The following is a 19,779-nucleotide window of genomic DNA, read 5'->3' as shown; positions in this document are numbered from 1 at the left end:
TAACGGTCTCCGCTGCACTGGAATCGTAGGTACAGTTGAAAGAGGTGATTGCAAGGGGCGGGCCAGTTTCACCCGATGACGACGAAAAGCGCCTTAGGCTTCAACTTTCCGCCAGGGACCGCTGCCGCTCAGCTTCGTAAAGAGGACGAACGATCGCGAACTCAAGGTCGATTGCAGCAATCAGCTCCTGGATTTGGGAGGACGAAAGCTTTTCGGCATTTTTCTCAAGCTCGCCACATAGCGCGACAAGCTTGACGGCCCCCATATTGCTGCTGCTGCCCTTGAAGCTGTGCGCCACGTCTACCAGTTGCGCAACCTGCCCTGCCTTGCGCAGCGACTGCAGGCGCTCTTCGGAATCGGCGAGAAAGGTATCCAGCAACTGCGGATACGCGTCCTCCATGACCTCGCGCAACGCGCTCAGCGCGTCCAGGTCCAGATGTTTGTCAGTCACTTGTTCGCTCCCTGATCAAGAATTTACGGATTATGCCAGAGCCTTCCAGAGAAACTCCACGCGGGCACTTCGACCATCGTCGGACCAGCTTGCATTATGACCCAGCTGACGGATCAGGCTGACGCCGCGTCCGGACAGACGGACAGGATCGACGGGACGCTCCAGCACCCGCCCGACATCGAACCCCTTGCCGCTGTCCTCGACGCGAATCGCCAGGCAACCGCCCTCGCCCTGCGGCGTGACCTGCAAATGCACCCGGACATAACCGTCCTGCAGCTCATCCAGGCGTGCATTGCGTTGTTGATAATAGCGGGTAAACCCTGACACATCGCGCTTGAGGCTGGAGTCCAGGCCCAGCACCCCGTGCTCCAGGGCGTTGGAGTACAGCTCCGCCAAAACACTGTAGAGCGCCCCGCTTTGAGCCCGCAGACCGTGCACTTCCTGCAACAATTGCAAGAGGTAGGGCAACGGATTGAAACGTTTGAGCGTTGCGGCGCGAAACTCGAAACTGGCCGACCAGTCCAGGGGGCAGGACTGGCCACTGTCGGAATAGACCGGCACCGGCGGACTTGCATGCGCGGGCGCAGGCAGGCTGACCTCGACCATGCTGACGTCATCGCGCGCCTCACCGCGAAAGTCTCGCAGCGCCTGCTCGATGTCCTCGAACAAGGTGTCGGGCTCACGATTGGCGGCAAATACCTGCTGCAACCGCTGCACGCCAAACAGCTGTTCATCGGCATCGCAGGTATCGATCACCCCGTCGGACAACAGGAACACCCGATCACCCACGGCCATCGGAAACACTTCAGTGCGATCATCGAAGGATTGCGGGCTCAACACGCCCAGTGGCAAGTGGCGCGCCGTCAGTGGCGTTCGCGTCCCGCTGGCGACGCTGTGCAGGTAGCCATCCGGCATGCCGCCGTTCCAGACCTCCACCGAGCGGCTCTGGAAACTCAGGCACAGCATCGTGGCGCAGCAGAACATGTCCACCGGCAAGATGCGCTTGAGCTTGGCATTCATCTCGCGCAGGGTTTCGGCCAGGCCGTAACCCTTGGCGGTCATGCCGTAGAAGACTTCGGCCAGGGGCATGGCGCCAACGGCGGCGGGCAGGCCATGGCCGGTGAAATCACCGAGCAGGACATGCATGTCCCCCGCCGGGGTGAACGCGGCCAACAGCAGGTCGCCGTTGAACAATGCGTAGGGCGATTGCAGGTAGCGGATGTTGGGCGCATTCAGGCAACCGGAATGGGCCACCTTGTCGAACACCGCCTTGGCCACCCGCTGCTCGTTGAGCAAATATTCATGGTGCCTGGCGATCTGGTCGCGTTGCTGCAAAACCGTAGCCTGCAAGCGCCGCAAGCGGTCCATCGCCTTGATTTTGGCGGCGAGGATCACCTGGTTGTAGGGTTTTGCCAGAAAGTCGTCACCCCCGACCTCCAGGCAGCGGGCCAGCGCCTGGCTTTCCGACAGCGAGGTCAGAAAGATGATCGGCACCAGCGTTTCCCCGGCCAATTCCTTTATCTGAGCGGCGGCCTCGAAGCCATCCATCACTGGCATCATCGCGTCCATCAACACCAGTTGCGGGCGTTGCTGGCGAAACACCTCGACCGCTTCGGCGCCGTTGGCGGCCGTCAGCACTTGATGCCCCTGACGGCGGACGATGCTCGACAACAGCATGCGGTCGGCCGCGCTGTCTTCGGCGATCAGGATCGTCAGCGATTCAAGTGCCGATTGTGCACTGGTCAACTGATGTCGAACAGCTTGTCGAAGTTGGAAATGGCAAGGATTTTCCTCACATCGCAACTGCTGTTGACCACGCGGATATCGGAATCGTCGCCACCGGCGTGATCACGCAACAGCAGCAGCATGCCCAGGGCGGAACTGTCGAGGTAGGTGGCTTCTTTCAGGTCGACGACGACTTCGGCGAGTGCCTTGTCTTCGTAGGATTGACGAAATTCCTGATGCTTGGCGAAATCGAATCGTCCCTTGACCGATATCGTCAGCTTTTGCCCATCCGGGGAGACTTCCGTAACGACTGACATGTCATGGCTTCCTTGTCGTTGGTAAACCTGCTTGTACAAGGTTTAGCATTTGGTAGAGGTTGGGGCAAGGCGGGATATTTGTGGAGGGCTTGAGCCCCCTTCGCGAGCAGGCTCGCTCCCACAGGTTGACCGCATTTCAATGCAAAAACGCGCCCTCCTGTGAGAGCGAGCCTGCTCGCGATGAACGATAACGCGGTCCATCTGTTTCAATACGCATCATGGCGCGGCAACCGCTGGGACAACTCATCCAGCAGCTTCTGCTCGCGCTTGTCTTCCAGTGCCCGTGCTTCGTCCTGGTAGCGTTGCACCAGCTTACGCAAGCCTTCGACCCGGGCGAACGCCTGTTGCCAGGTGTCCCGCGCCTTGTTCAGGTTGTTCTGGTGCCAGGCCAGGCTTTGACGCTGCTGATCGATGGCCGTGCCCAACTGCGCGAGAAAGCCCTGGTACCCCAGCAGCCATTGGCCCGACACGCCGCTGCTGCCGCGTACGATCCACTGTTCCTGATAGTCGAGCCGAAAGGCTTCGAGGTCGGCCAGTTTGCTTTCAGCCAGGCGCACCTGCCCCTGGAAGTGCCCCAGGCGCTGGGCAGCGGTTTTCTCGGCCTTCTCGGCCATTTCCACCACGGGGGCCAGGCGCCCTGCCCGAGTCTGGGCCATGGCCGGTTAACCGCCCGCCGCGGGCGCGAAGATCGAGGCGAGATACGCTTCGCTTTCGCCCAGGCTGATGCTGTCGTTGAGGCCCTGGCGCAGGTATTTGACCAGTTGCGGCTGCAGGGAAATCGCCAAATCGGTCTCGCGGTCACCGCCGGCGACGTAGGCGCCGACGCTGATCAGGTCGCGACTCTGCTGATAGCGCGACCACAACTGCTTGAAGTACTGCGCCCGGGCCATGTGTTCCGGCGACACCACCGCCGGCATGACCCGGCTGATGGAGGCCTCGATATCGATGGCCGGGTAATGGCCTTCCTCGGCCAGTCGCCGCGACAGCACGATGTGCCCATCGAGCACGCCCCGCGCCGAGTCGGCGATCGGGTCCTGCTGGTCGTCGCCTTCGGACAGCACGGTATAGAAAGCGGTTATCGAGCCACCGCCCTTCTCGGCATTGCCCGCGCGCTCCACCAGTTTCGGCAACTTGGCGAACACCGAGGGCGGATAACCCTTGGTCGCCGGAGGCTCGCCGATGGCCAGGGCAATTTCCCGCTGGGCCTGGGCGAAACGCGTCAGCGAATCCATCAACAACAGCACGTTCTTGCCCTTGTCGCGGAAATACTCGGCGATTCGCGTGCAGTACATGGCGGCGCGCAGGCGCATCAGCGGCGCATCGTCCGCGGGCGACGCCACCACCACCGAGCGCTTGAGCCCTTCTTCACCGAGGATGTGCTCGATGAACTCCTTGACCTCACGACCCCGCTCGCCGATCAGGCCGACGACGATGATGTCGGCCTCGGTGAAGCGCGTCATCATGCCCAAAAGCACGGATTTACCGACGCCGGTACCGGCGAACAACCCGAGCCGCTGACCGCGCCCGACCGTCAACATGCCGTTGATGCAACGAATGCCCACATCCAGGGGCTCGCTGATCGGCTCGCGCTTGAGCGGGTTGATGGTCGGGCCGTCCATCGGCACCCAGTCTTCGGCCTTCATCCCGCCCTTGCCGTCCAGGGCGCGGCCGGCACCGTCGAGCACGCGCCCGAGCATGCTCATGCCCATCGGCAAGCGACCGCTGTCAGACAGGGGAACCACCCGGGCACCGGGGGCGATGCCGGCCACGCTGCCCACCGGCATCAGAAAGACCTTGCTACCGGAAAAGCCCATGACTTCAGCCTCGACCTGCACCGGGTGGTAGCTGTCATCGTTGATGACCATGCAGCGGCTGCCCATGGCCGCGCGCAAGCCCTCGGCTTCGAGGGTCAGGCCGACCATGCGCAACAGGCGGCCCTCGAGGATCGGTGCACCCGCCAATTGCGTGGCCTCGGCGTAACTGCCCAGGCGCTTGGCGAAACTGGTGCGTTCAAGGCGCATCGGGCGCCGCCACTGGTTTGCTTATCACGGACAAGTCGAGGCTCAGATCCGGCGCAGCCGGGTGCAAGGCCTGCTCGTGAAGCTGGTCGAACAGCTTGTCCATCACCTGCGCGACACGGGTTTCGACCGTGGCATCGATGCGGCTGTGCTCGGTTTCGACCCGGCAACCACCGGGCAACAGCGCCTCGTCCTCGACGATGCGCCAGGTTTCCTCATGCCGCTCGCGCAAGGCTTTGACCTGCGCGAAATCCTGCGGATTGATGTACAGCCGTACGTTGTCGACGCCCAACGGCAACAGCTTGAGGGCTTCGCGCATGACGTGCTCGATCTGCGTCGAGTCCATGGCCAGTTCGCGCTGAATCACCTGCCTGGTCATGTGCCGCACGAGTTCCACCAGGGACTTTTCAATCTGGGTGTCTTGTTCGGCGATGGGCTCGAACAGTTGCGCCATCAACTGTTCAAGAGCGGCGATCTTGGCCGCCAACGCCACCTCGGCCTCCTGACGAACCCGGAGCGTGGTGCTATGAAACCCTTCCTTCTCGCCCACCGCGAAACCTTCGTTGTAGGCTTCCTGGCGTATGCTCTCGAGCTCTTCGAGGGTCAGTGGCTGGACTTCCTCCAGCGGCACTTCCTCCATTTCCGGCGGCTCGGGTTCAGGCTCGGGCTCGGGCTCGGGGGCCGGCGGATCGAAGCTGGGCAGGGCCCAGGTATCGAAACCAGCGACATCCCTGGCCCGGATCAGGTCAGAGGGCAGCTCATCGTTCTTGGCCATGGCGTCAGATCATTTCCTCGCCGCCCTTGCCGCCGAGCACGATTTCGCCCGCTTCGGCCATGCGACGGGCAATGGTGAGGATTTCTTTCTGCGCGGTTTCCACATCGCTGACGCGCACCGGGCCCTTGGCTTCGAGATCGTCGCGCAACAGCTCGGCCGCACGCTTGGACATGTTCTTGAAGATCTTCTCCTTGACGTTTTCGTCCGAGCCCTTGAGGGCCAGCACCAGCACGTCGGAAGACACTTCACGCAGCAACGCCTGGATACCGCGATCGTCGACATCGGCCAGGTTGTTGAAGACGAACATGAGGTCTTCGATCTGACCGGACAGGTCTTCGTCGACTTCGCGGATCGAGTCCATGAGCTGGCCTTCGATCGAGCTGTCGAGGAAGTTCATGATGTCTGCAGCGCGCTTGATGCCGCCCAGGTTGGTGCGCGAAGCATTGGAGTTGCCGGAGAACTGCTTCTCGAGAATCTGGTTAAGTTCCTTGAGGGCCGCCGGCTGCACGGTGTTGAGCGAGGAAACCCGCAGAATGATGTCCAGGCGCACCTTGTGGTCGAAGTTGCCCAGCACTTCACCGGCTTGATCCGGGTCGAGGTAGGCCACCACGATCGCCTGGATCTGTGGGTGCTCGTAGCGAATCACGTCGGCGACCGCACGCGGCTCCATCCACTTCAGGCTGTCCAGGCCGCTGGTGTTGCCGCCCAGCAGGATGCGATCGATCAGGCCGTTGGCCTTGTCCTCGCCCAGGGCCTGGGTGAGCATTTTACGCACGTAGTCATCGGAGCCGACGCCCAGGCTGGTCTGGTCGCCGACGACTTCGACGAACTCGCTCATCACCTGCTCGACCTGCTCGCGGTGCACGTTACCCATCTGTGCCATGGCCATGCCGACACGCTGGACCTCTTTGGGCCCCATGTGGCGCAGCACCTGGGCAGCATCGGTTGAGCCCAGCGACAGCAGCAGGATCGCGGCTTTGTCGACCTTGCTCAGTTTGGCGGCAATGGCTCGGTTATCACTCATCTGCGTTAATCCACTCTTTCACGACCTGGGCGACACGACCCGGGTCTTCTGCCACCAGACTCTTGATTGCGTTCAGCTGCGCGTCATAGCCTTCGCTCGGGCTCGGCAGCAGGATGCTGGTCGGGCCACCGAGGCTGATACGGTCGTTGGCCAGCTCGCCGTCCAGGCCGCCCATGCCACCGAGCTCGGCGTCGCTGCCGATGCCATCCAGTTGCTTGCCTTTGCCGCCACCGGTGATGTTGTTGAGCACGGGACGCAACACCCCGAACACCAGCACCAGAATGAACAGGATACCCAGCACCTGCTTGACGATGTCCCAGAACCACGGCTGCGAGTAGAACGGAATATCGGCAATCACTTCACCGCGCTCGGCGGAGAACGGCATGTTGATCACGCTGACGCTGTCGCCACGGCTGGCGTCGAAACCGACTGCATCCTGGACCAGGCGGGTGAAGCGGGCCAATTCATCGGCAGTCCACGGCGCACGGGTGGTTTCACCATTGGCCGGGTTGATCTTGACCTGGTCATCGACCACCACCGAGACCGACAGGCGATTCAATCGGCCCTGCTGCTGCTTGGTGTGGCTGATGGAGCGGTCGAGCTCGAAGTTCTTGGTCGATTGCTGGCGCTTGTCCGCAGGATACGGTGCGAGCATTGGCTGGCCGGTGGCCGGGTCCATGATTTGCTGGCCGTTGGCATCGAGCAATGGCTGGCCGGGCTGCACCATGCCGGCCGACGCCGTGGCGCCACCGGTGGTTTGCGGCGCCGAGGCTGGCGACGGTGGCTGGTTGCTCAGGGCACCCGGTACACCTTGTGGGCCGTTGCTGGCGGTACGTTGTTCGTTGACCGACTGCTCGCTACGCAACGCCGGCTGGTCCGGGTTGAATTGCTCGGAGGTGGACTCGACGGCGCTGAAGTCGACATCAGCCGAGACTTCGGCCTTGTAGCGGTCGTTGCCCAGCACCGGTTGCAGAATGTTGTGCACGCGCTGGGTGAGCATGCTCTCCATGCGGCGGCTGTAATCGAATTGCTTGCCGGCCATGGTCAGTTCGGAGTTTTCCGCCTGATCGGACAGCAGGTTGCCTTTCTGGTCGACGACGGTGATCTGCGACTTGCTGAGTTCCGGAACACTGGTCGCCACCAGATTGACGATGGCCACGACCTGGCCCGGCTCCAGCGAACGCCCGGAATACAGCTCGACCAACACCGAGGCACTCGGCTTGCGCTCATCACGCACGAACACCGAACTTTTCGGGATCGCCAGGTGCACCCGGGCGCCCTTGACATTGTTCAGGCTGGAAATGGTGCGCGCCAGCTCGCCTTCAAGGCCGCGACGATAACGGGTCGCCTCCATGAACTGACTGGTACCCAGGCCCTGTTCCTTGTCGAGGATTTCAAAACCGATGTTGCCATCGCTGGGAGTGACACCAGCGCCCGCGAGTTTGAGACGCGCACGGGACAGGTCTTCGGCCTTGACCAGCAAGGCGCCGGAATTGGGTTCGACGCTATAGGCGATATCGGCGGCCGCCAGGGTATCCATCACCTGCTTGGCGTCCATGCCGGCAAGGCTGCCGTACAACGGACGGTAGTCCGGTTGCTGGGACCACAACACCACGGCAAAGCCAATCGCCACGCTCGCGGCCAGGCCGACCAGCAGGCCCACCTGGCGCAGCATGGTCATCTCGGAGAGGTTTTCCAGGAAGGACAACCCGAACAGCGGCGGCTTGCCGTCTACGGAGTTGGCCTTGGCCGGAACATTGTCAGCGATTGCATCTGCCATGACTCAATCTCGTCCTTAAACCGGCATCTGCATGATGTCCTGGTACGCCTGAACCAGCTTGTTGCGCACCTGGGTCAATGCCTGGAAAGACACGCTGGCCTTCTGCGAGGAAATCATCACGTCGGTGAGGTCGACGCCGCTCTTGCCGATCTCGAAGGCATTGGCCAACGCCGATGAAGCCTGCTGGGTGTCGTTGACCTTGTTGACGGCCTGACCGAGCATGTCGGCAAAGCTGCTGCCATTCAGTTCCGGGACGGCTGCAGTCGATTTCGGCGCAGACATGGCGTCCATTTGCATGGCGCGCATATCCAGCATCAATCGATTGAATTCAATACCTTGGCTCATGCTCTACTCTCTCTGGCGGCCCGCAATTTTTTGACGCTCACTCAGCGGGTAACGAGGTGTTAGCAACAAGGGTGCCAGCTCCGCGCCTACCTCAAACAAAACCCTGCGCTGCGTATGACCGAGAAACCCTGTAGGAGCGAGGCTTGCCCGCGAACCAGGCGCCGCGGTATTTCTGGTAGACCGCGTCATCGTTCTTCGCGGGCAAGCCTCGCTCCTACAGGCGAAGAACGGTGATGCGGTGTGACAGGTGCACCGCAGCGCCTGGTTCGCCGGCAAGCCTGGCTCCTACAGCCGATCAGGGTGAACCGGTGAATCAGGTGGCAAACAAATATGCTTCCACATCCATGCCGGCATCGCGCATCTGCGCCAGTTTGTAGCGCAAGGTGCGCGGGCTGATGCCCAGGCGCTCGGCGGCCTCTTTGCGGCGACCGCGCTCGGTGCGCAAGGTGTCGATGATCATCTGGAACTCACGGCGCCGCAGATCGTCGCCCAGCGCCCCGCCTGACTCGGCCTCGACCACGCGCACGGGTGCCGGCGTCAATGGCGGTAACGGCGCGCAAGCGATCGGTCCGCTCAGGCAGAAGTCCTGCGGCTCGATGGTGCCGCCCTGCTGCAGGATCAGCGCGCGCTGCAGCGCGTTGTCCAGCTCACGCACATTGCCCGGCCACGGATAGGCGATCAGGCACGCCTGGGCCGCAGGCGACAGCTTTGCCGCCGCATGCTTCATTTTATTGACGTGCCTGGCCAACAGTCGCTCAGCCAGCGGCAGGATATCGGCGGTGCGCTCGCGCAACGGCCGCCAGGCCAGGGGGAATACCGACAGGCGGTAGTACAGGTCTTCACGAAAACGCCCCGCCGCCACCTCACCCGCCAAGTCCCGATTGGTGGTCGCGACCACGCGGATATCCAAGGCTATCGGCTTGCGCGCACCGACTCGCTCAACCTCGCGCTCTTGCAGCACCCGCAGTAATTTGGCCTGCAGCCCCAGGGGCATTTCGGAAATTTCATCGAGCAGGATCGTCCCGCCATCGGCCTGTTCGAACTTGCCGGCCTGCGCCGCGATAGCGCCGGTGAACGAGCCTTTTTCGTAACCGAAGAGCGTGGCCTCCAGCATGTTGTCCGGAATCGCCGCGCAGTTGATCGCAATGAACGGCTGACTGGCCCGATGAGAGTGCTGGTGAATGTAGCGCGCCAGCACTTCCTTGCCGGTGCCGGATTCGCCGGAGATCAGCACCGTGGAATCACTGCGCGCCACCCGCGCCGCCAATTCCAGCAACTGCGCACTGGCCGGCTCGAACGCCACAGGTCCTTCGCGGTCGGCAGTGCCGACACTGCCCAGCGCATGCCGTGCGACCAGGTCCAACAGCGCCTTGGGCTCGAACGGCTTGACCAGGTAATCCGCCGCCCCCTGGCGCATCGCATCCACCGCGCGCTCGACAGCACCGTGCGCCGTCATCAGCAACACCGGCAGTTGAGGCTGTCGCGCCCGCAGCAAAGCGAGCAATTGATGACCATCCATACCCGGCATATTGACGTCGCTGACCACCAGATTGAACGCCTCGCCCGCCGCGGCCTCCAGGGCTTCTTGCGCCGACGCCACGGCCTTGTAATCGTGCCCGGCGAGCAACAGCGTGTCGGCCAGCGCCTCGCGCAACGCGCGGTCATCCTCGACCAGTAGAACCTTGATAGCCATGAGCTTCACTCCACTCCCTGGACGCTGGGTTTTTCACTGTCAAAAAGCGGCAGCAGTACCTGCGCACAGGTGCCGCGACCGATCCGCGAGCGCAAGCGCAACTCGCCCTGGTGCGCCCTCGCGACCGCCTTGACCACGGTCAGGCCCAGACCGGTGCCGGTGGCTTTGGTGGTAAAGAACGGTTCTCCCAGACGCGCCAGCACCGCTTGGTCGATACCACTGCCGCTGTCGCTGACGCACAACCGCAGGTTGTTGCCACGGGCGTACAGATGCACCTTCAAGCGCACATCAGCGGCGCTGGCCGCAATGGCGTTCTCGATCAGGTTAAGGACCGCACCGACCAGGGTGTCGCGATTGCACATTAATTCGCCGGCATGGGCGTCACATTGCCAGCGAATCGGCAGGTCCTGCACATGCGTCAGGGCCGCCGCTTGCAGCGATTGCATCAGCTGCGCGGGCGTCACGCGGTCGGTCAATGGCAGCTCGCCGCGGGCAAACACCAGCATGTCGCGCACCTGATGCTCCAGCTCATGCAAGCGTTCCTTGAGCCGTCCGGCGAATCGTTGCTGGGTGTCCACCGGCAGCGCCTGCTCGGTCAGGTGACTGGCGTAGAGCAAGGCCGCGGATAACGGCGTGCGAATCTGATGCGCCAGCGACGCCACCATGCGACCCAGGGAAGACAGGCGCTCGTGGCGCGCCAGTTGATCTTGCAGATGGCGGGTCTCGGTCAGGTCGTTGAGCAGAACCAGCTGCCCGGGTTCGGCACCCAGCGAACGCGTGGCAATCGACAGGCGCCGGCCATCCCTGAGGGAGACCTCATGACCGTCGTCTTCACGGGGCGCAAAGCAACGGGCAATGACCTGCCGCCACAGCTCACCTTCGAGGGGCAGGCCGAGCAGTTCGCACGCCGCTGGGTTGGCTTCGCGCACGATACCCTGGGCGTCGATGACGATGATGCCACCAGGCAAAAGATCGAGCAGATGCTGCAGGCGATTGGCCAGGCGCTCCTTCTCCGCCAACTCCTGCATGCGCTGGGCGCTGACCACCGCCAACTCACCCTTGAGCTCGGTCACCCGCGCTTCAAGCAGGCTGTAGGAGTCGGTCAATTGGCTCGACATCTGATTGAACAGGGCAAACGCCTGCTCAAGGCCAAGCCGGCTCGCCTGCTCCACGGACGACGATTGCCCCAGGGCATCCCCCAAGGCAACTGGAGCAGGAGACATCTGGGCGGATGGGGGCATGGCGTGCTCTCTCGCTTGGCTGACCGTCAGTGAAACGGAACGTTGCGAGGGACGTAGCAATACCCGTGCCTAAAAAAAATCGCTTGAAAATGAGCGACTTGAAAAACAGGCGTCAATCATCCGCCTGTTCATCTCCATCACGACGACTCATGCCGTACTTGCGCATTTTCTCCACCAACGTGGTACGGCGGATGCGCAGGCGTTCGGCGGCGCGCGCGACAATGCCATTGGCATCATCCAGCGCTTGCTGGATCAAGCCTTGCTCCAGGCCACCGAGGTAATCCTTCAGGTCCAGGCCTTCAGGTGGCAGCATGGCATGAGTGGTGAAGTCCGGGGTATGGCCGTTGATGGCCACCCGCTCTTCGAGATCGCTGCGCAGGGTGTCGACCATTTGCTCGTCTTCATCGTCGACGTAGCGGAATTTCTTAGGCAGCTCGACCACGCCGATCACCCCGTACGGATGCATGATCGCCATGCGCTCCACCAGGTTGGCCAGCTCGCGGACGTTGCCTGGCCAGCCGTGACGGCACAGCGACATGATGGCCGCGGAGTTGAAGCGGATCGAACCGCGCTTCTCGTGCTCCATGCGCGAGATCAATTCGTTCATCAGCAATGGAATGTCTTCGACACGCTCGCGCAGCGGCGCCATCTCGATCGGGAACACGTTCAGGCGGTAGTACAGGTCTTCGCGGAAGGTGCCGATCTCGATCATGCTTTCGAGATTCTTGTGGGTCGCCGCGATGATGCGCACATCGACGCTCTGGGTCTTGTTGCTGCCTACACGCTCGAACGTACGCTCTTGCAGTACGCGCAGCAGCTTGACCTGCATCGGCAGCGGCATGTCGCCGATTTCGTCGAGGAACAGCGTGCCGCCATTGGCCAGCTCGAAACGCCCGGCGCGGCTGGTGATCGCCCCGGTGAAAGCGCCCTTCTCATGGCCGAACAATTCGCTTTCCAGCAACTCGGCCGGAATCGCCCCGCAATTGACCGGCACGAACGGTGCCTCGCGGCGCTTGGAGTGGTAATGCAGGTTGCGCGCGACCACTTCCTTGCCGGTCCCGGACTCACCGAGGATCAGCACGCTGGCATCGGTGTCGGCCACTTGCTGCATCATCTGGCGCACATGCTGGATCGCCCGGCTGGTGCCGACGAGGCTGCGGAACAGATTGGGTTCGCGATGCCGACCGCGCTCGCGGGCCTGGTCGTACATCTCGCGATAGACCTGGGCACGGTGCAGCGAATCGAGCAACTTGCTGTAGCTGGGTGGCATTTCGAGGGTCGAAAGCACACGGCGACGCTGGTCTTCCGGCAGGTCGATGGAAGAATTATCGCCCATCAGCAAAATCGGAAGGAACTCATCCCATGTCGAGAGTGTCTTTAACAAGCCCTGAAGCGAACCCGGAGCATTGACCGTCCCGATGAGGACACAGATCACTTCACGACTAGACGATAAAGAGACGACAGCCTGCTGCCAGTCATGGCTACCGCAGGGTAAATTTTCTTCGCCGAGAAAATTTAAAATCACCGCCAGGTCGCGGCGGCGGACGCTATCGTCATCGATCAACAGAATTTTGGTTTCACGCCACATGCAATCGTAACTTCCCTAGTCGACCCGGTGCCCGAAATGAGTGGGCAAGCTAGACGCTTGCAGACCGTTAATGCCTGTAGACGCCTGAAATCTGGAAACAGCCACTAGTAAAGTCAAAAAACCGTTCACAGTCAAATTTATGGCGCATTATGCTTGGATTAACCGGCGGATTATTTAACCAAACAGATGGTAAACCTTTGTAGCCTTCTGTGCTTGGGAGATCTGCGACATCTCATCGGCGATCGCCTGCCTTTCTCCGGTTGCCGCCTCGAGAAGCTGCTTGTAGACACCCAGCAGCTCTTCAAGGTTATCGCGCAGCGCCGCTTCATCCAGCGAAGCTTCACTCATTACCTCTTCCATGCAGGAACGGCAAGCCAGATCCAGCTCACCGATGGCTTCCCAGTTTCGCTCGGCCAATGCACCAGCCAGGTCGACGCGGGTTTGTTGGATTCGTTGCAGAACATGACTCAAGGCGACCTCCTCAGAACTGCGGACTTGGCGGAGCAATACCGTCCCAGCCTTCTTTCACCGTGCGTAGCAAGCCGGCGACCTCATCGAGAATCTTCGGATCACTGCTGACATTCGCCTCTGCAAGTCGTTTCATCATGTAGATGTAGAGACTGTCGAGTTCGCCGACTTCATCGGCGCGGCTTTCAAGATCCAGACCCTCGCGCAGGCCACCCACGATGCCAATGGCCTTGCTGATGGACGCGCACTTGCCGGCAACATCCTTGCGCTCCATGGCGCCTTTGGCCTGAGCGATTCGATCCAGGCCACCTTCCATCAGCATTTGCACCAAACGATGCGGACTGGCTTCCGACGTTTGAGCGTGCCCACTCACTTTCTGATATTGCCGAAGGGCTAACATTGGATTCATGTTGTACCTCATTGCCACAATGACTCGTATAACCAGTGTATCGCCTGCTACCCGAAAAACTTTAGGGCAAAAGACAAAAACCCGGCGCACACCAGAAGGTGTAGCCGGGTTCTTGTCGCCAGCCCATGTTAGTTGCTGGACTTCTGCGCGTTCAGGGCAGCGAAGAACGAGGTGATATTGGAAGCCGTCGCTTTCATTTGCCCAACCAGCAAGTCCATTGCATTGTATTTAGCCGTTAACGTCTTGGTCATGTTCTCGACACGCAGGTCCAATGCCGATTGCTGAGTGGAGAGGTTTTTGCCGACGATCTGCAAGTTGGTATTGCGTTGATCCAGCAAGCCACCGGTCTGCAGGTATGGGGTGATTGCCTTGCCCATGCGTGCCAGCAGGCCGTTGGTTGTATCGGTACCGCTGAACAACTGCTTCACCTGGCCACTCATACCGTTGGTGGACATCGCCTTGTTGAAGGCCGTTGAATCGAACGCCAGGTTGCCAGTTTTCTCGTTCGTCATCACGCCGATCTGCGACAGCACGGCCAAGGGGCCGCCCGCTCCCGGAGCAGTCAACACGCTGCGAATATCGGAGATCAACGCACGTGGCATGGAGTCGCCGGTAAACGCCGCCGAAACCGTCAGCCTGCCTTCGGAGTCGGCTGTCGCCTTGGTCAGCGAGTTGATGGTGTTCATCAGGGTGTTGTAGGAGTCAACGAACGACTGGATCGAGGTTTGCAATCCCGAGGTATTGGACGCGACAGTGACCGTGGCGGCCGCCGGTGGCGTACCAGGACTTACAGAGGCCAGGTTCAAGGTCAAACCGCTGATCGCACCTGTTACAGTATTGCTCTTGCTGGTCACTGCCAGACCATCAATGGTCAGGGATGCATCCTTGGCAATTCCGTCGACAGCCCCAGAGGCACCGGCCGCGGGATTGGTACCCATCGGTTGAGTGCCATCGATTACAAGACCCGGGATACCACTGACCTTGAGGTCCGAGCCCGCGCCGGTCTTGTTGGAACTGATCACCAGACGCGATGCACCGGTGCTGTCGGTCACGATGTTGGCAGAGATACCATTGGCCCCCTGCGCAGAGTTGATGGCATCGCGAGTGGACTGCAAAGTCGCATTGGCTGGAATCGCGACATCGTAAACAGTGCCATTCTGACTGATTTTCAGAGTACCACTCGGAATGGCACTGGCGGCACCGCCGGCAAAAGCAGCACTGGCTACTTTCGAACTGGTGGCCAGGTTATTCACAACAACGTTATAGGTACCGGCAACGGCCGTGTTATCGGAAGTCGCGGTGAGGATCGACGTCGTACCCGAAGTGGCCGTAAAGCCGGCAAACGCAGGATTGGTCGTGCTGCCAAGGTTGGTGAGCGCCGTCTGGAAAGCGGTCAGTGCACTTTTCAATGAGCCGACGCCGGAAATTTTCAGCGTGTTGGTTTTGGTCTGCTTATCGATCTGCGTCTGCTTGGCCGCCTTGTCGGAATCGACCAGCGCCTTGACGATCGATCCGATATCCAGGCCAGATCCCAGGCCCGACCCCGGTAAAATTGGACTTGCCATGTTGTGCGTCTCCCTTCAAGTTGCAGCCAGTCTTTTGACCCTAACAGCGCCCGAAGAAGGTGCAAACATTATTCATGCCAGCTATCAGACTTTGGCATCAAACAATACGTGACTTGCATTGCTAAGACTTTCCGCAAGCCTCAAGGCCTCTGCCGAAGGGATCTGTCGTACGACTTCGCCCGTATCGCTTGCAATCACTTTGACGATGACCTTTCCGGACTGCTCGTCTATCGAGAACTCCAGATTGCGCTTGATCGACTGCACAAACTTTTCGATCTGTTGCACCGCCTGCTTCAAATGGCGGTCATCGGCATCCACTTTTTTTTCCGCCACTGGAGTCACGCTGGCGGTTTCATGCTTTTCCGGCGCTTTATCCGAAACGGTGTTCGCTGACTGGGGAGCCGGATAAGACACACCAAGCTTTACGCTCATGTCCATGCCCATCACCTCTTAACGTAAAAAGCGAGAGAGCGTGACCAGCACACTCCCCCGCCCAAACTCATTCCGAAATTACTGAAGCAGCTTCAGTACAGCGGAAGGCAGTTGGTTGGCCTGGGCCAGAACCGAGGTGGAAGCCTGTTGCAGGGTTTGCTGCTTGGTCAGGTTCGCGGTTTCTGCGGCGAAGTCGGTGTCTTGTACACGGCCTTGTGCAGCAGTGGTGTTTTCCACGATGTTCTGCAGGTTGGAGATGGTGCTGGACAGACGGTTCTGCGAAGCACCCAGGTTTGCACGGGTGGCGTTGATCGATGCCAGAGCAGCGTCGATCGCGGTGATCGCATTGTCGATGTTCGCAGACAGGGTAGCGGAAGTAGCACCTGTCAGAACAACAGTACCGCTGCCTACCGACAGGCTGACGGCGTCGAACTTGGAGCTCAGAACCAGGTCGATGCGGTTGGCCGAACCAGTGTTGGCACCCACTTGAATTTGCATGGTGCTAGCCGAACCGTCCAGCAGGTTTTTGCCGTTCAGGTTGGTGGAAGCAGAGATACGAGTGATCTCGTCAGACATCTGAGCGAATTCGGAGTTGGTAGCGGTCTGGTCAGCAGTGCTGTTGGTACCGTTACGTGCTTTGATAGCCAGTTCACGCATACGCTGCAGAATGTCGGTCGATGCTTGCAGAGCGCCTTCAGCGGTCTGGGCAACGGAGATACCGTCGTTGGCGTTCTGGATTGCCTGGTTGCCACCACGGATCTGTGCAGACATGCGGGTTGCGATCTGCAGGCCAGCTGCGTCGTCTTTGGCGCTATTGATTTTCAGGCCGGAAGACAGACGAGCCATCGAAGTCGACAGAGCGTCGGTAGCGCGGTTCAGGTTCTTCTGGACGCCCAGCGAAGTGGTGTTAGTGTTTACTGTTAAAGCCATGACGAATTCCTCGTTGGTTGGGTACTGCGGCTTCCGGCCCTGGCAACAGCCGGTTATGGCCTAGAGAACCTTCGTAATAGTTATCGTCGGATTGGCAGGTTGCTTGAGGGCTTTTTATAAAAAAATTGCCATCACCCTGCCACCCCCGAGAAAACAAGGGGTTAGCGCCCCTCAACCGCAAAAAAATGACGTCATAAAATCAACCCCGAGGCAAACCCGCGCACCAGTGCGGTCGGCGGATTCAGGCCGGGACAGATTCCAGCAGCTCCACCAGCTCATACTCCAGGAAATCGGCAAGCCCCAACCAATCCTGGCGCTCCTGGCACGCCAACATTTGAGTCAAGATACAGGCCCACGCCTGTTGAACATCCCGAGGAGCGGACAACACCAATGTCTGTGCCTCATCGAATACATCGACCATGGTCAACGCAGCCTCGACATCACGGCCCAAACGGAACAATCGCGCGCACTGACGGCAGCCACGGATGCATTTCAAACCGGCACTCATTGCACGAAATCCGTATTGAACACTGTTCCGGCAATCATCGCCCCGGCGCGACTGCTGTTCTCGAAACTGACCTGCGGATGCGCGGCGATATAACGCTCCAGCACGCACAGGTAGCTGCGGAAATTCAACTGCGTCCTGACTCGCTCACCGTGCCCGTCCAATACCCAGTGTCGTGCCTGATTGACTGCCGGCCCAAGATCACCATCATTCCAGCCGGCATGGGTCTTGTTCATCGGGAAGGCAAAGTCAGCACCAAACAACGTAATACGCGCAGCACCCATTTTTACCGCCAGGTCCACCGCCGGGTGAATCACGCTGCCGCCGACATGCAACTGGCCCCGTGGTTGCTGTTGGCGCAATTGCGCGTAAATCGGGCTGGCGGAACAAGCGCCATAGCGCTTGCCCTTCCAGGCTTTCAACACTTGCGGGTCGCTCATGGGCATATACACCAACGGAATACCATCGGATTCTTCGCAGGGTAGATGCCGAAAACTGATGCGCTGGTCGATACTCACCACCAGATCCGGTGCGATCCCGTTCTCACGCAAGGGTCGATACGCCGTATCGACGCAAATGAACAACGGCCGCTCGACCTGCCCCCGCACCGCTGCCAAACGCTGGAAATGCCCTTCAAGCGTAGGCCCGGTGCCGATGACATAGACCTCCCGGCCCGTACAGGTGCCGAACAACTGCACCACATCGTCGTCGGCCAGGAACACTTCCAGGCAGTCTTGCAGGCGTTGCTGAATGACCGGTGACTGCGGATCGAATTCGCGATTATTGAAGGTCAAGTGCACCTCACTGACCAGCCGATCACGAATCTTCGCATTGAAGTCATCTGCCAGCAGCATTTCGGCCGGCAACGCAAAAAATGGCGTGCAAATGTCTGGCAGATCATCGGCAAACAATAGCTCTACACGCGGATGATCAAGCCATTGCTGATGATCGAGCAGTTGCAGCACCAGCTTGAACAGCGCGCCGTTGAGAATGTGCACATACAACTTTTCAAGTCCGGGGCGCTCCAACAACACCCGCGGCAGGTCCCCCAGGCCCGTACCGTAGACGTGCAGTTGCGGCTTGTCGAAGGGCAGGTTCGCCGCCTGTACACGGGCCTCGCGAAGACGATCATGTCGACTGGTGAGCTGGATGCCATCCACACTCAGCGTCGAGTCTCGACCTTGCAGCAGCTCGACCTCGATCGCACCTTCCTCTTTCAACAATCGCGAATACAGCACCGGCCAGCGCCGCTGTATTACTTGAGCATTGTCTTCAAACCATTCGCTCATGCAGCCTCGTATTCCTTCAAGCAAAAAAAGCGTCCAAGGTTACCCCCTGGACGCTTTTCTTGTATCGGTCTTTTTTATGAAAAGACGTTCACTCAAGGACGATAGATAATCGCCGACCCCCATGATAGCCCCACGCCAAAACCGCTTAGTGCCACGCGATTCCAGCTGGAGTCCAGAGCATGTTTTTCCAGTAGCAACGGAATGCTCGACGATACGGTATTTCCAGTCTCGACCATGTCCTTGATGAACTTCTCCGGCTCGCCTTCGAAGCGGCGCGCCACGGCATCGACAATCGCCGCGCTGCCCTGGTGAATGCAGAAAGCGTCGATATCGTCCGACGAGAGATCCGAATCGGCGAGCAACTCATGCAAATGCGCCGGGACCTTGAGCAGTGCGAAGTTGAATACCTGGCGGCCGTTCATGAAGAACACGCCGTCGGTGACTTTCAAATGTGGAGCGCCAGAACCATCGGTGCCGAACTTGGCCTTGCCCAGTGCCCAGGTCGGGTTTTCGCCCATCCAGGTCGCGGTGGCCGCATCGCCGAACAGCATGGTGGTATTGCGATCTTCCGGGTCGACGATCTTTGAGTACGGGTCAGCCGTGATCAACAGACCGTTCTTCAGACCTGCGGCTTCCATGAAGCCCTTGATCGCATAAATGCCATAGACATAACCGGAGCAGCCCAGGGAAATATCGAACGCCGCCACGCTAGTCGGCAGGCCCAGTTTGTCCTGGACGATGGCCGCCGTGTGGGGCAGGCCTTCTTCGTCACCGTTCTGGGTCACGACGATCAGCGCATCAATGGATTCGCGTTTCAGATCAGGGTTGCTGGCAAACAGCGCATTGGCCGCTTCAACGCACAGATCGGAAGTTTCCTGGTCAGCGCCTTTGCGAGGCAGGAAGGCTGAACCGATCTTGCCCAGGATGAACTCTTCATCCTTTTCGAATTTTGCACCTTGTGCGTAATTGTCCACGCCGGCTACAGGAACGTAGCTCGCAATGCTTTTTATGCCAATCATTACGGCTTCCCAATAATAAACAGCCCAATACCACCGCTCGCAAGGAATCGAGGGGCGCCGACAAACAGAGAAATACGTCACCCCGAGGCGGCGACAACGGGAAGGATCAAAGGCTATCACCGAGCCAGACAGACCCCTGGCGCCACCTTCCCGACTCATACAATACAGTGAAGATGCGCGTTATGACTCTCAGGTCACGCTATTT

General features: G+C 60.0%; 20 protein-coding genes. All 20 read right to left on the bottom strand.

Annotated features, from left to right (window positions below; translation table 11 throughout):
• Nucleotides 1-100 precede the first annotated feature (100 nt).
• The 20 genes from ACIO0C_RS06220 to ACIO0C_RS06125 all read right to left on the bottom strand — a co-directional run bounded on the left by ACIO0C_RS06220 (nt 101) and on the right by ACIO0C_RS06125 (nt 19,574).
• Nucleotides 101-451: an Hpt domain-containing protein gene (locus ACIO0C_RS06220; RefSeq protein WP_008058611.1), complete on the bottom strand. Its 351-nt coding sequence runs from the start codon at nt 449-451 to the stop codon at nt 101-103.
• Nucleotides 452-481: 30 nt separating this feature from the next.
• Nucleotides 482-2,197, bottom strand: a complete 1,716-nt coding sequence (locus tag ACIO0C_RS06215) for a SpoIIE family protein phosphatase (RefSeq protein WP_401309172.1) — start codon at nt 2,195-2,197, stop codon at nt 482-484.
• Entirely contained in the window at nt 2,194-2,493 is a 300-nt protein-coding gene (locus tag ACIO0C_RS06210) for an STAS domain-containing protein (RefSeq protein WP_180202849.1), read from the bottom strand. The genes ACIO0C_RS06215 and ACIO0C_RS06210 overlap by 4 nt, the downstream gene beginning before the upstream one ends.
• A gap of 206 nt (nt 2,494-2,699) precedes the next feature.
• Nucleotides 2,700-3,149, bottom strand: a complete 450-nt coding sequence (gene fliJ, locus ACIO0C_RS06205; protein WP_272605152.1) for a flagellar export protein FliJ — start codon at nt 3,147-3,149, stop codon at nt 2,700-2,702.
• A 6-nt stretch (nt 3,150-3,155) separates the two neighbouring features.
• Nucleotides 3,156-4,514, bottom strand: coding sequence for a flagellar protein export ATPase FliI (fliI, locus tag ACIO0C_RS06200; protein ID WP_401309168.1), 1,359 nt, complete (start codon nt 4,512-4,514; stop codon nt 3,156-3,158).
• Nucleotides 4,504-5,286: a flagellar assembly protein FliH gene (fliH, locus tag ACIO0C_RS06195; RefSeq protein WP_401309165.1), complete on the bottom strand. Its 783-nt coding sequence runs from the start codon at nt 5,284-5,286 to the stop codon at nt 4,504-4,506. The genes fliI and fliH overlap by 11 nt, the downstream gene beginning before the upstream one ends.
• A 4-nt stretch (nt 5,287-5,290) precedes the next feature.
• A complete protein-coding gene (fliG, locus tag ACIO0C_RS06190) occupies nt 5,291-6,310 on the bottom strand; it encodes a flagellar motor switch protein FliG (protein WP_401309162.1) in 1,020 nt (339 codons plus the stop codon).
• Nucleotides 6,303-8,090, bottom strand: a complete 1,788-nt coding sequence (gene fliF, locus ACIO0C_RS06185; RefSeq protein WP_401309159.1) for a flagellar basal-body MS-ring/collar protein FliF — start codon at nt 8,088-8,090, stop codon at nt 6,303-6,305. Before fliF ends, fliG begins: the two co-directional genes overlap by 8 nt.
• 15 nt (nt 8,091-8,105) lie before the next feature.
• The gene (fliE, locus tag ACIO0C_RS06180; protein WP_401309156.1) at nt 8,106-8,435 is read right to left on the bottom strand and encodes a flagellar hook-basal body complex protein FliE; all 330 of its coding nucleotides are present in this window, start codon (nt 8,433-8,435) and stop codon (nt 8,106-8,108) included.
• Nucleotides 8,436-8,748: 313 nt separating this feature from the next.
• Nucleotides 8,749-10,128 carry a sigma-54-dependent transcriptional regulator gene (locus ACIO0C_RS06175; RefSeq protein ID WP_401309153.1) on the bottom strand — a complete coding sequence of 460 codons (1,380 nt, stop codon included), beginning with the start codon at nt 10,126-10,128 and terminating at the stop codon, nt 8,749-8,751.
• Nucleotides 10,129-10,133: 5 nt separating this feature from the next.
• Nucleotides 10,134-11,351, bottom strand: a complete 1,218-nt coding sequence (locus ACIO0C_RS06170) for a sensor histidine kinase (RefSeq protein ID WP_401309239.1) — start codon at nt 11,349-11,351, stop codon at nt 10,134-10,136.
• Nucleotides 11,352-11,481: 130 nt separating this feature from the next.
• Entirely contained in the window at nt 11,482-12,957 is a 1,476-nt protein-coding gene (locus ACIO0C_RS06165; protein WP_008058586.1) for a sigma-54 dependent transcriptional regulator, read from the bottom strand.
• Nucleotides 12,958-13,131: 174 nt separating this feature from the next.
• Nucleotides 13,132-13,428, bottom strand: a complete 297-nt coding sequence (gene fliT, locus ACIO0C_RS06160) for a flagellar protein FliT (protein ID WP_401309149.1) — start codon at nt 13,426-13,428, stop codon at nt 13,132-13,134.
• Between the two features lie 10 nt (nt 13,429-13,438).
• Nucleotides 13,439-13,834 carry a flagellar export chaperone FliS gene (fliS, locus tag ACIO0C_RS06155; RefSeq protein ID WP_401309146.1) on the bottom strand — a complete coding sequence of 132 codons (396 nt, stop codon included), beginning with the start codon at nt 13,832-13,834 and terminating at the stop codon, nt 13,439-13,441.
• 128 nt (nt 13,835-13,962) lie between these two features.
• Nucleotides 13,963-15,399 carry a flagellar filament capping protein FliD gene (gene fliD / locus ACIO0C_RS06150; RefSeq protein WP_401309143.1) on the bottom strand — a complete coding sequence of 479 codons (1,437 nt, stop codon included), beginning with the start codon at nt 15,397-15,399 and terminating at the stop codon, nt 13,963-13,965.
• An 84-nt stretch (nt 15,400-15,483) separates the two neighbouring features.
• A complete protein-coding gene (locus ACIO0C_RS06145; protein WP_401309141.1) occupies nt 15,484-15,837 on the bottom strand; it encodes a flagellar protein FlaG in 354 nt (117 codons plus the stop codon).
• A gap of 72 nt (nt 15,838-15,909) precedes the next feature.
• On the bottom strand, nt 15,910-16,761 hold the full coding sequence (locus ACIO0C_RS06140) for a flagellin domain-containing protein (protein WP_401309138.1): 852 nt from the start codon (nt 16,759-16,761) through the stop codon (nt 15,910-15,912).
• A 241-nt stretch (nt 16,762-17,002) separates the two neighbouring features.
• On the bottom strand, nt 17,003-17,269 hold the full coding sequence (locus tag ACIO0C_RS06135) for a hypothetical protein (RefSeq protein WP_401309136.1): 267 nt from the start codon (nt 17,267-17,269) through the stop codon (nt 17,003-17,005).
• Nucleotides 17,266-18,555, bottom strand: a complete 1,290-nt coding sequence (locus ACIO0C_RS06130) for a motility associated factor glycosyltransferase family protein (protein WP_401309133.1) — start codon at nt 18,553-18,555, stop codon at nt 17,266-17,268. Before ACIO0C_RS06130 ends, ACIO0C_RS06135 begins: the two co-directional genes overlap by 4 nt.
• A 92-nt stretch (nt 18,556-18,647) precedes the next feature.
• Nucleotides 18,648-19,574 (bottom strand): ketoacyl-ACP synthase III, encoded by a 927-nt coding sequence (locus ACIO0C_RS06125; RefSeq protein WP_401309131.1) that lies wholly within the window; start codon nt 19,572-19,574, stop codon nt 18,648-18,650.
• Nucleotides 19,575-19,779 lie beyond the last annotated feature (205 nt).

Source organism: Pseudomonas sp. NPDC087336, from assembly GCF_044744285.1.
Classification (GTDB): Bacteria; Pseudomonadota; Gammaproteobacteria; order Pseudomonadales; family Pseudomonadaceae; genus Aquipseudomonas.
Note: the sequence above shows the minus strand (reverse complement) of the source record. Positions and strands in the feature narration are given on the sequence as shown.

Coding starts and splice junctions, on each gene's coding strand:
- ACIO0C_RS06165 (WP_008058586.1), bottom strand. CDS start 12,957: ATGTGGCGTGAAACCAAAATTCTGTTGATCGATGACGATAGCGTCCGC.
- ACIO0C_RS06145 (WP_401309141.1), bottom strand. CDS start 15,837: ATGGACATGAGCGTAAAGCTTGGTGTGTCTTATCCGGCTCCCCAGTCA.
- fliG (WP_401309162.1), bottom strand. CDS start 6,310: ATGAGTGATAACCGAGCCATTGCCGCCAAACTGAGCAAGGTCGACAAA.
- fliJ (WP_272605152.1), bottom strand. CDS start 3,149: ATGGCCCAGACTCGGGCAGGGCGCCTGGCCCCCGTGGTGGAAATGGCC.
- ACIO0C_RS06175 (WP_401309153.1), bottom strand. CDS start 10,128: ATGGCTATCAAGGTTCTACTGGTCGAGGATGACCGCGCGTTGCGCGAG.
- ACIO0C_RS06170 (WP_401309239.1), bottom strand. CDS start 11,351: ATGTCTCCTGCTCCAGTTGCCTTGGGGGATGCCCTGGGGCAATCGTCG.
- fliD (WP_401309143.1), bottom strand. CDS start 15,399: ATGGCAAGTCCAATTTTACCGGGGTCGGGCCTGGGATCTGGCCTGGAT.
- ACIO0C_RS06125 (WP_401309131.1), bottom strand. CDS start 19,574: ATGATTGGCATAAAAAGCATTGCGAGCTACGTTCCTGTAGCCGGCGTG.
- fliE (WP_401309156.1), bottom strand. CDS start 8,435: ATGAGCCAAGGTATTGAATTCAATCGATTGATGCTGGATATGCGCGCC.
- fliI (WP_401309168.1), bottom strand. CDS start 4,514: ATGCGCCTTGAACGCACCAGTTTCGCCAAGCGCCTGGGCAGTTACGCC.
- fliS (WP_401309146.1), bottom strand. CDS start 13,834: ATGAATCCAATGTTAGCCCTTCGGCAATATCAGAAAGTGAGTGGGCAC.
- ACIO0C_RS06135 (WP_401309136.1), bottom strand. CDS start 17,269: ATGAGTGCCGGTTTGAAATGCATCCGTGGCTGCCGTCAGTGCGCGCGA.
- ACIO0C_RS06210 (WP_180202849.1), bottom strand. CDS start 2,493: ATGTCAGTCGTTACGGAAGTCTCCCCGGATGGGCAAAAGCTGACGATA.
- fliF (WP_401309159.1), bottom strand. CDS start 8,090: ATGGCAGATGCAATCGCTGACAATGTTCCGGCCAAGGCCAACTCCGTA.
- ACIO0C_RS06130 (WP_401309133.1), bottom strand. CDS start 18,555: ATGAGCGAATGGTTTGAAGACAATGCTCAAGTAATACAGCGGCGCTGG.
- ACIO0C_RS06140 (WP_401309138.1), bottom strand. CDS start 16,761: ATGGCTTTAACAGTAAACACTAACACCACTTCGCTGGGCGTCCAGAAG.
- fliH (WP_401309165.1), bottom strand. CDS start 5,286: ATGGCCAAGAACGATGAGCTGCCCTCTGACCTGATCCGGGCCAGGGAT.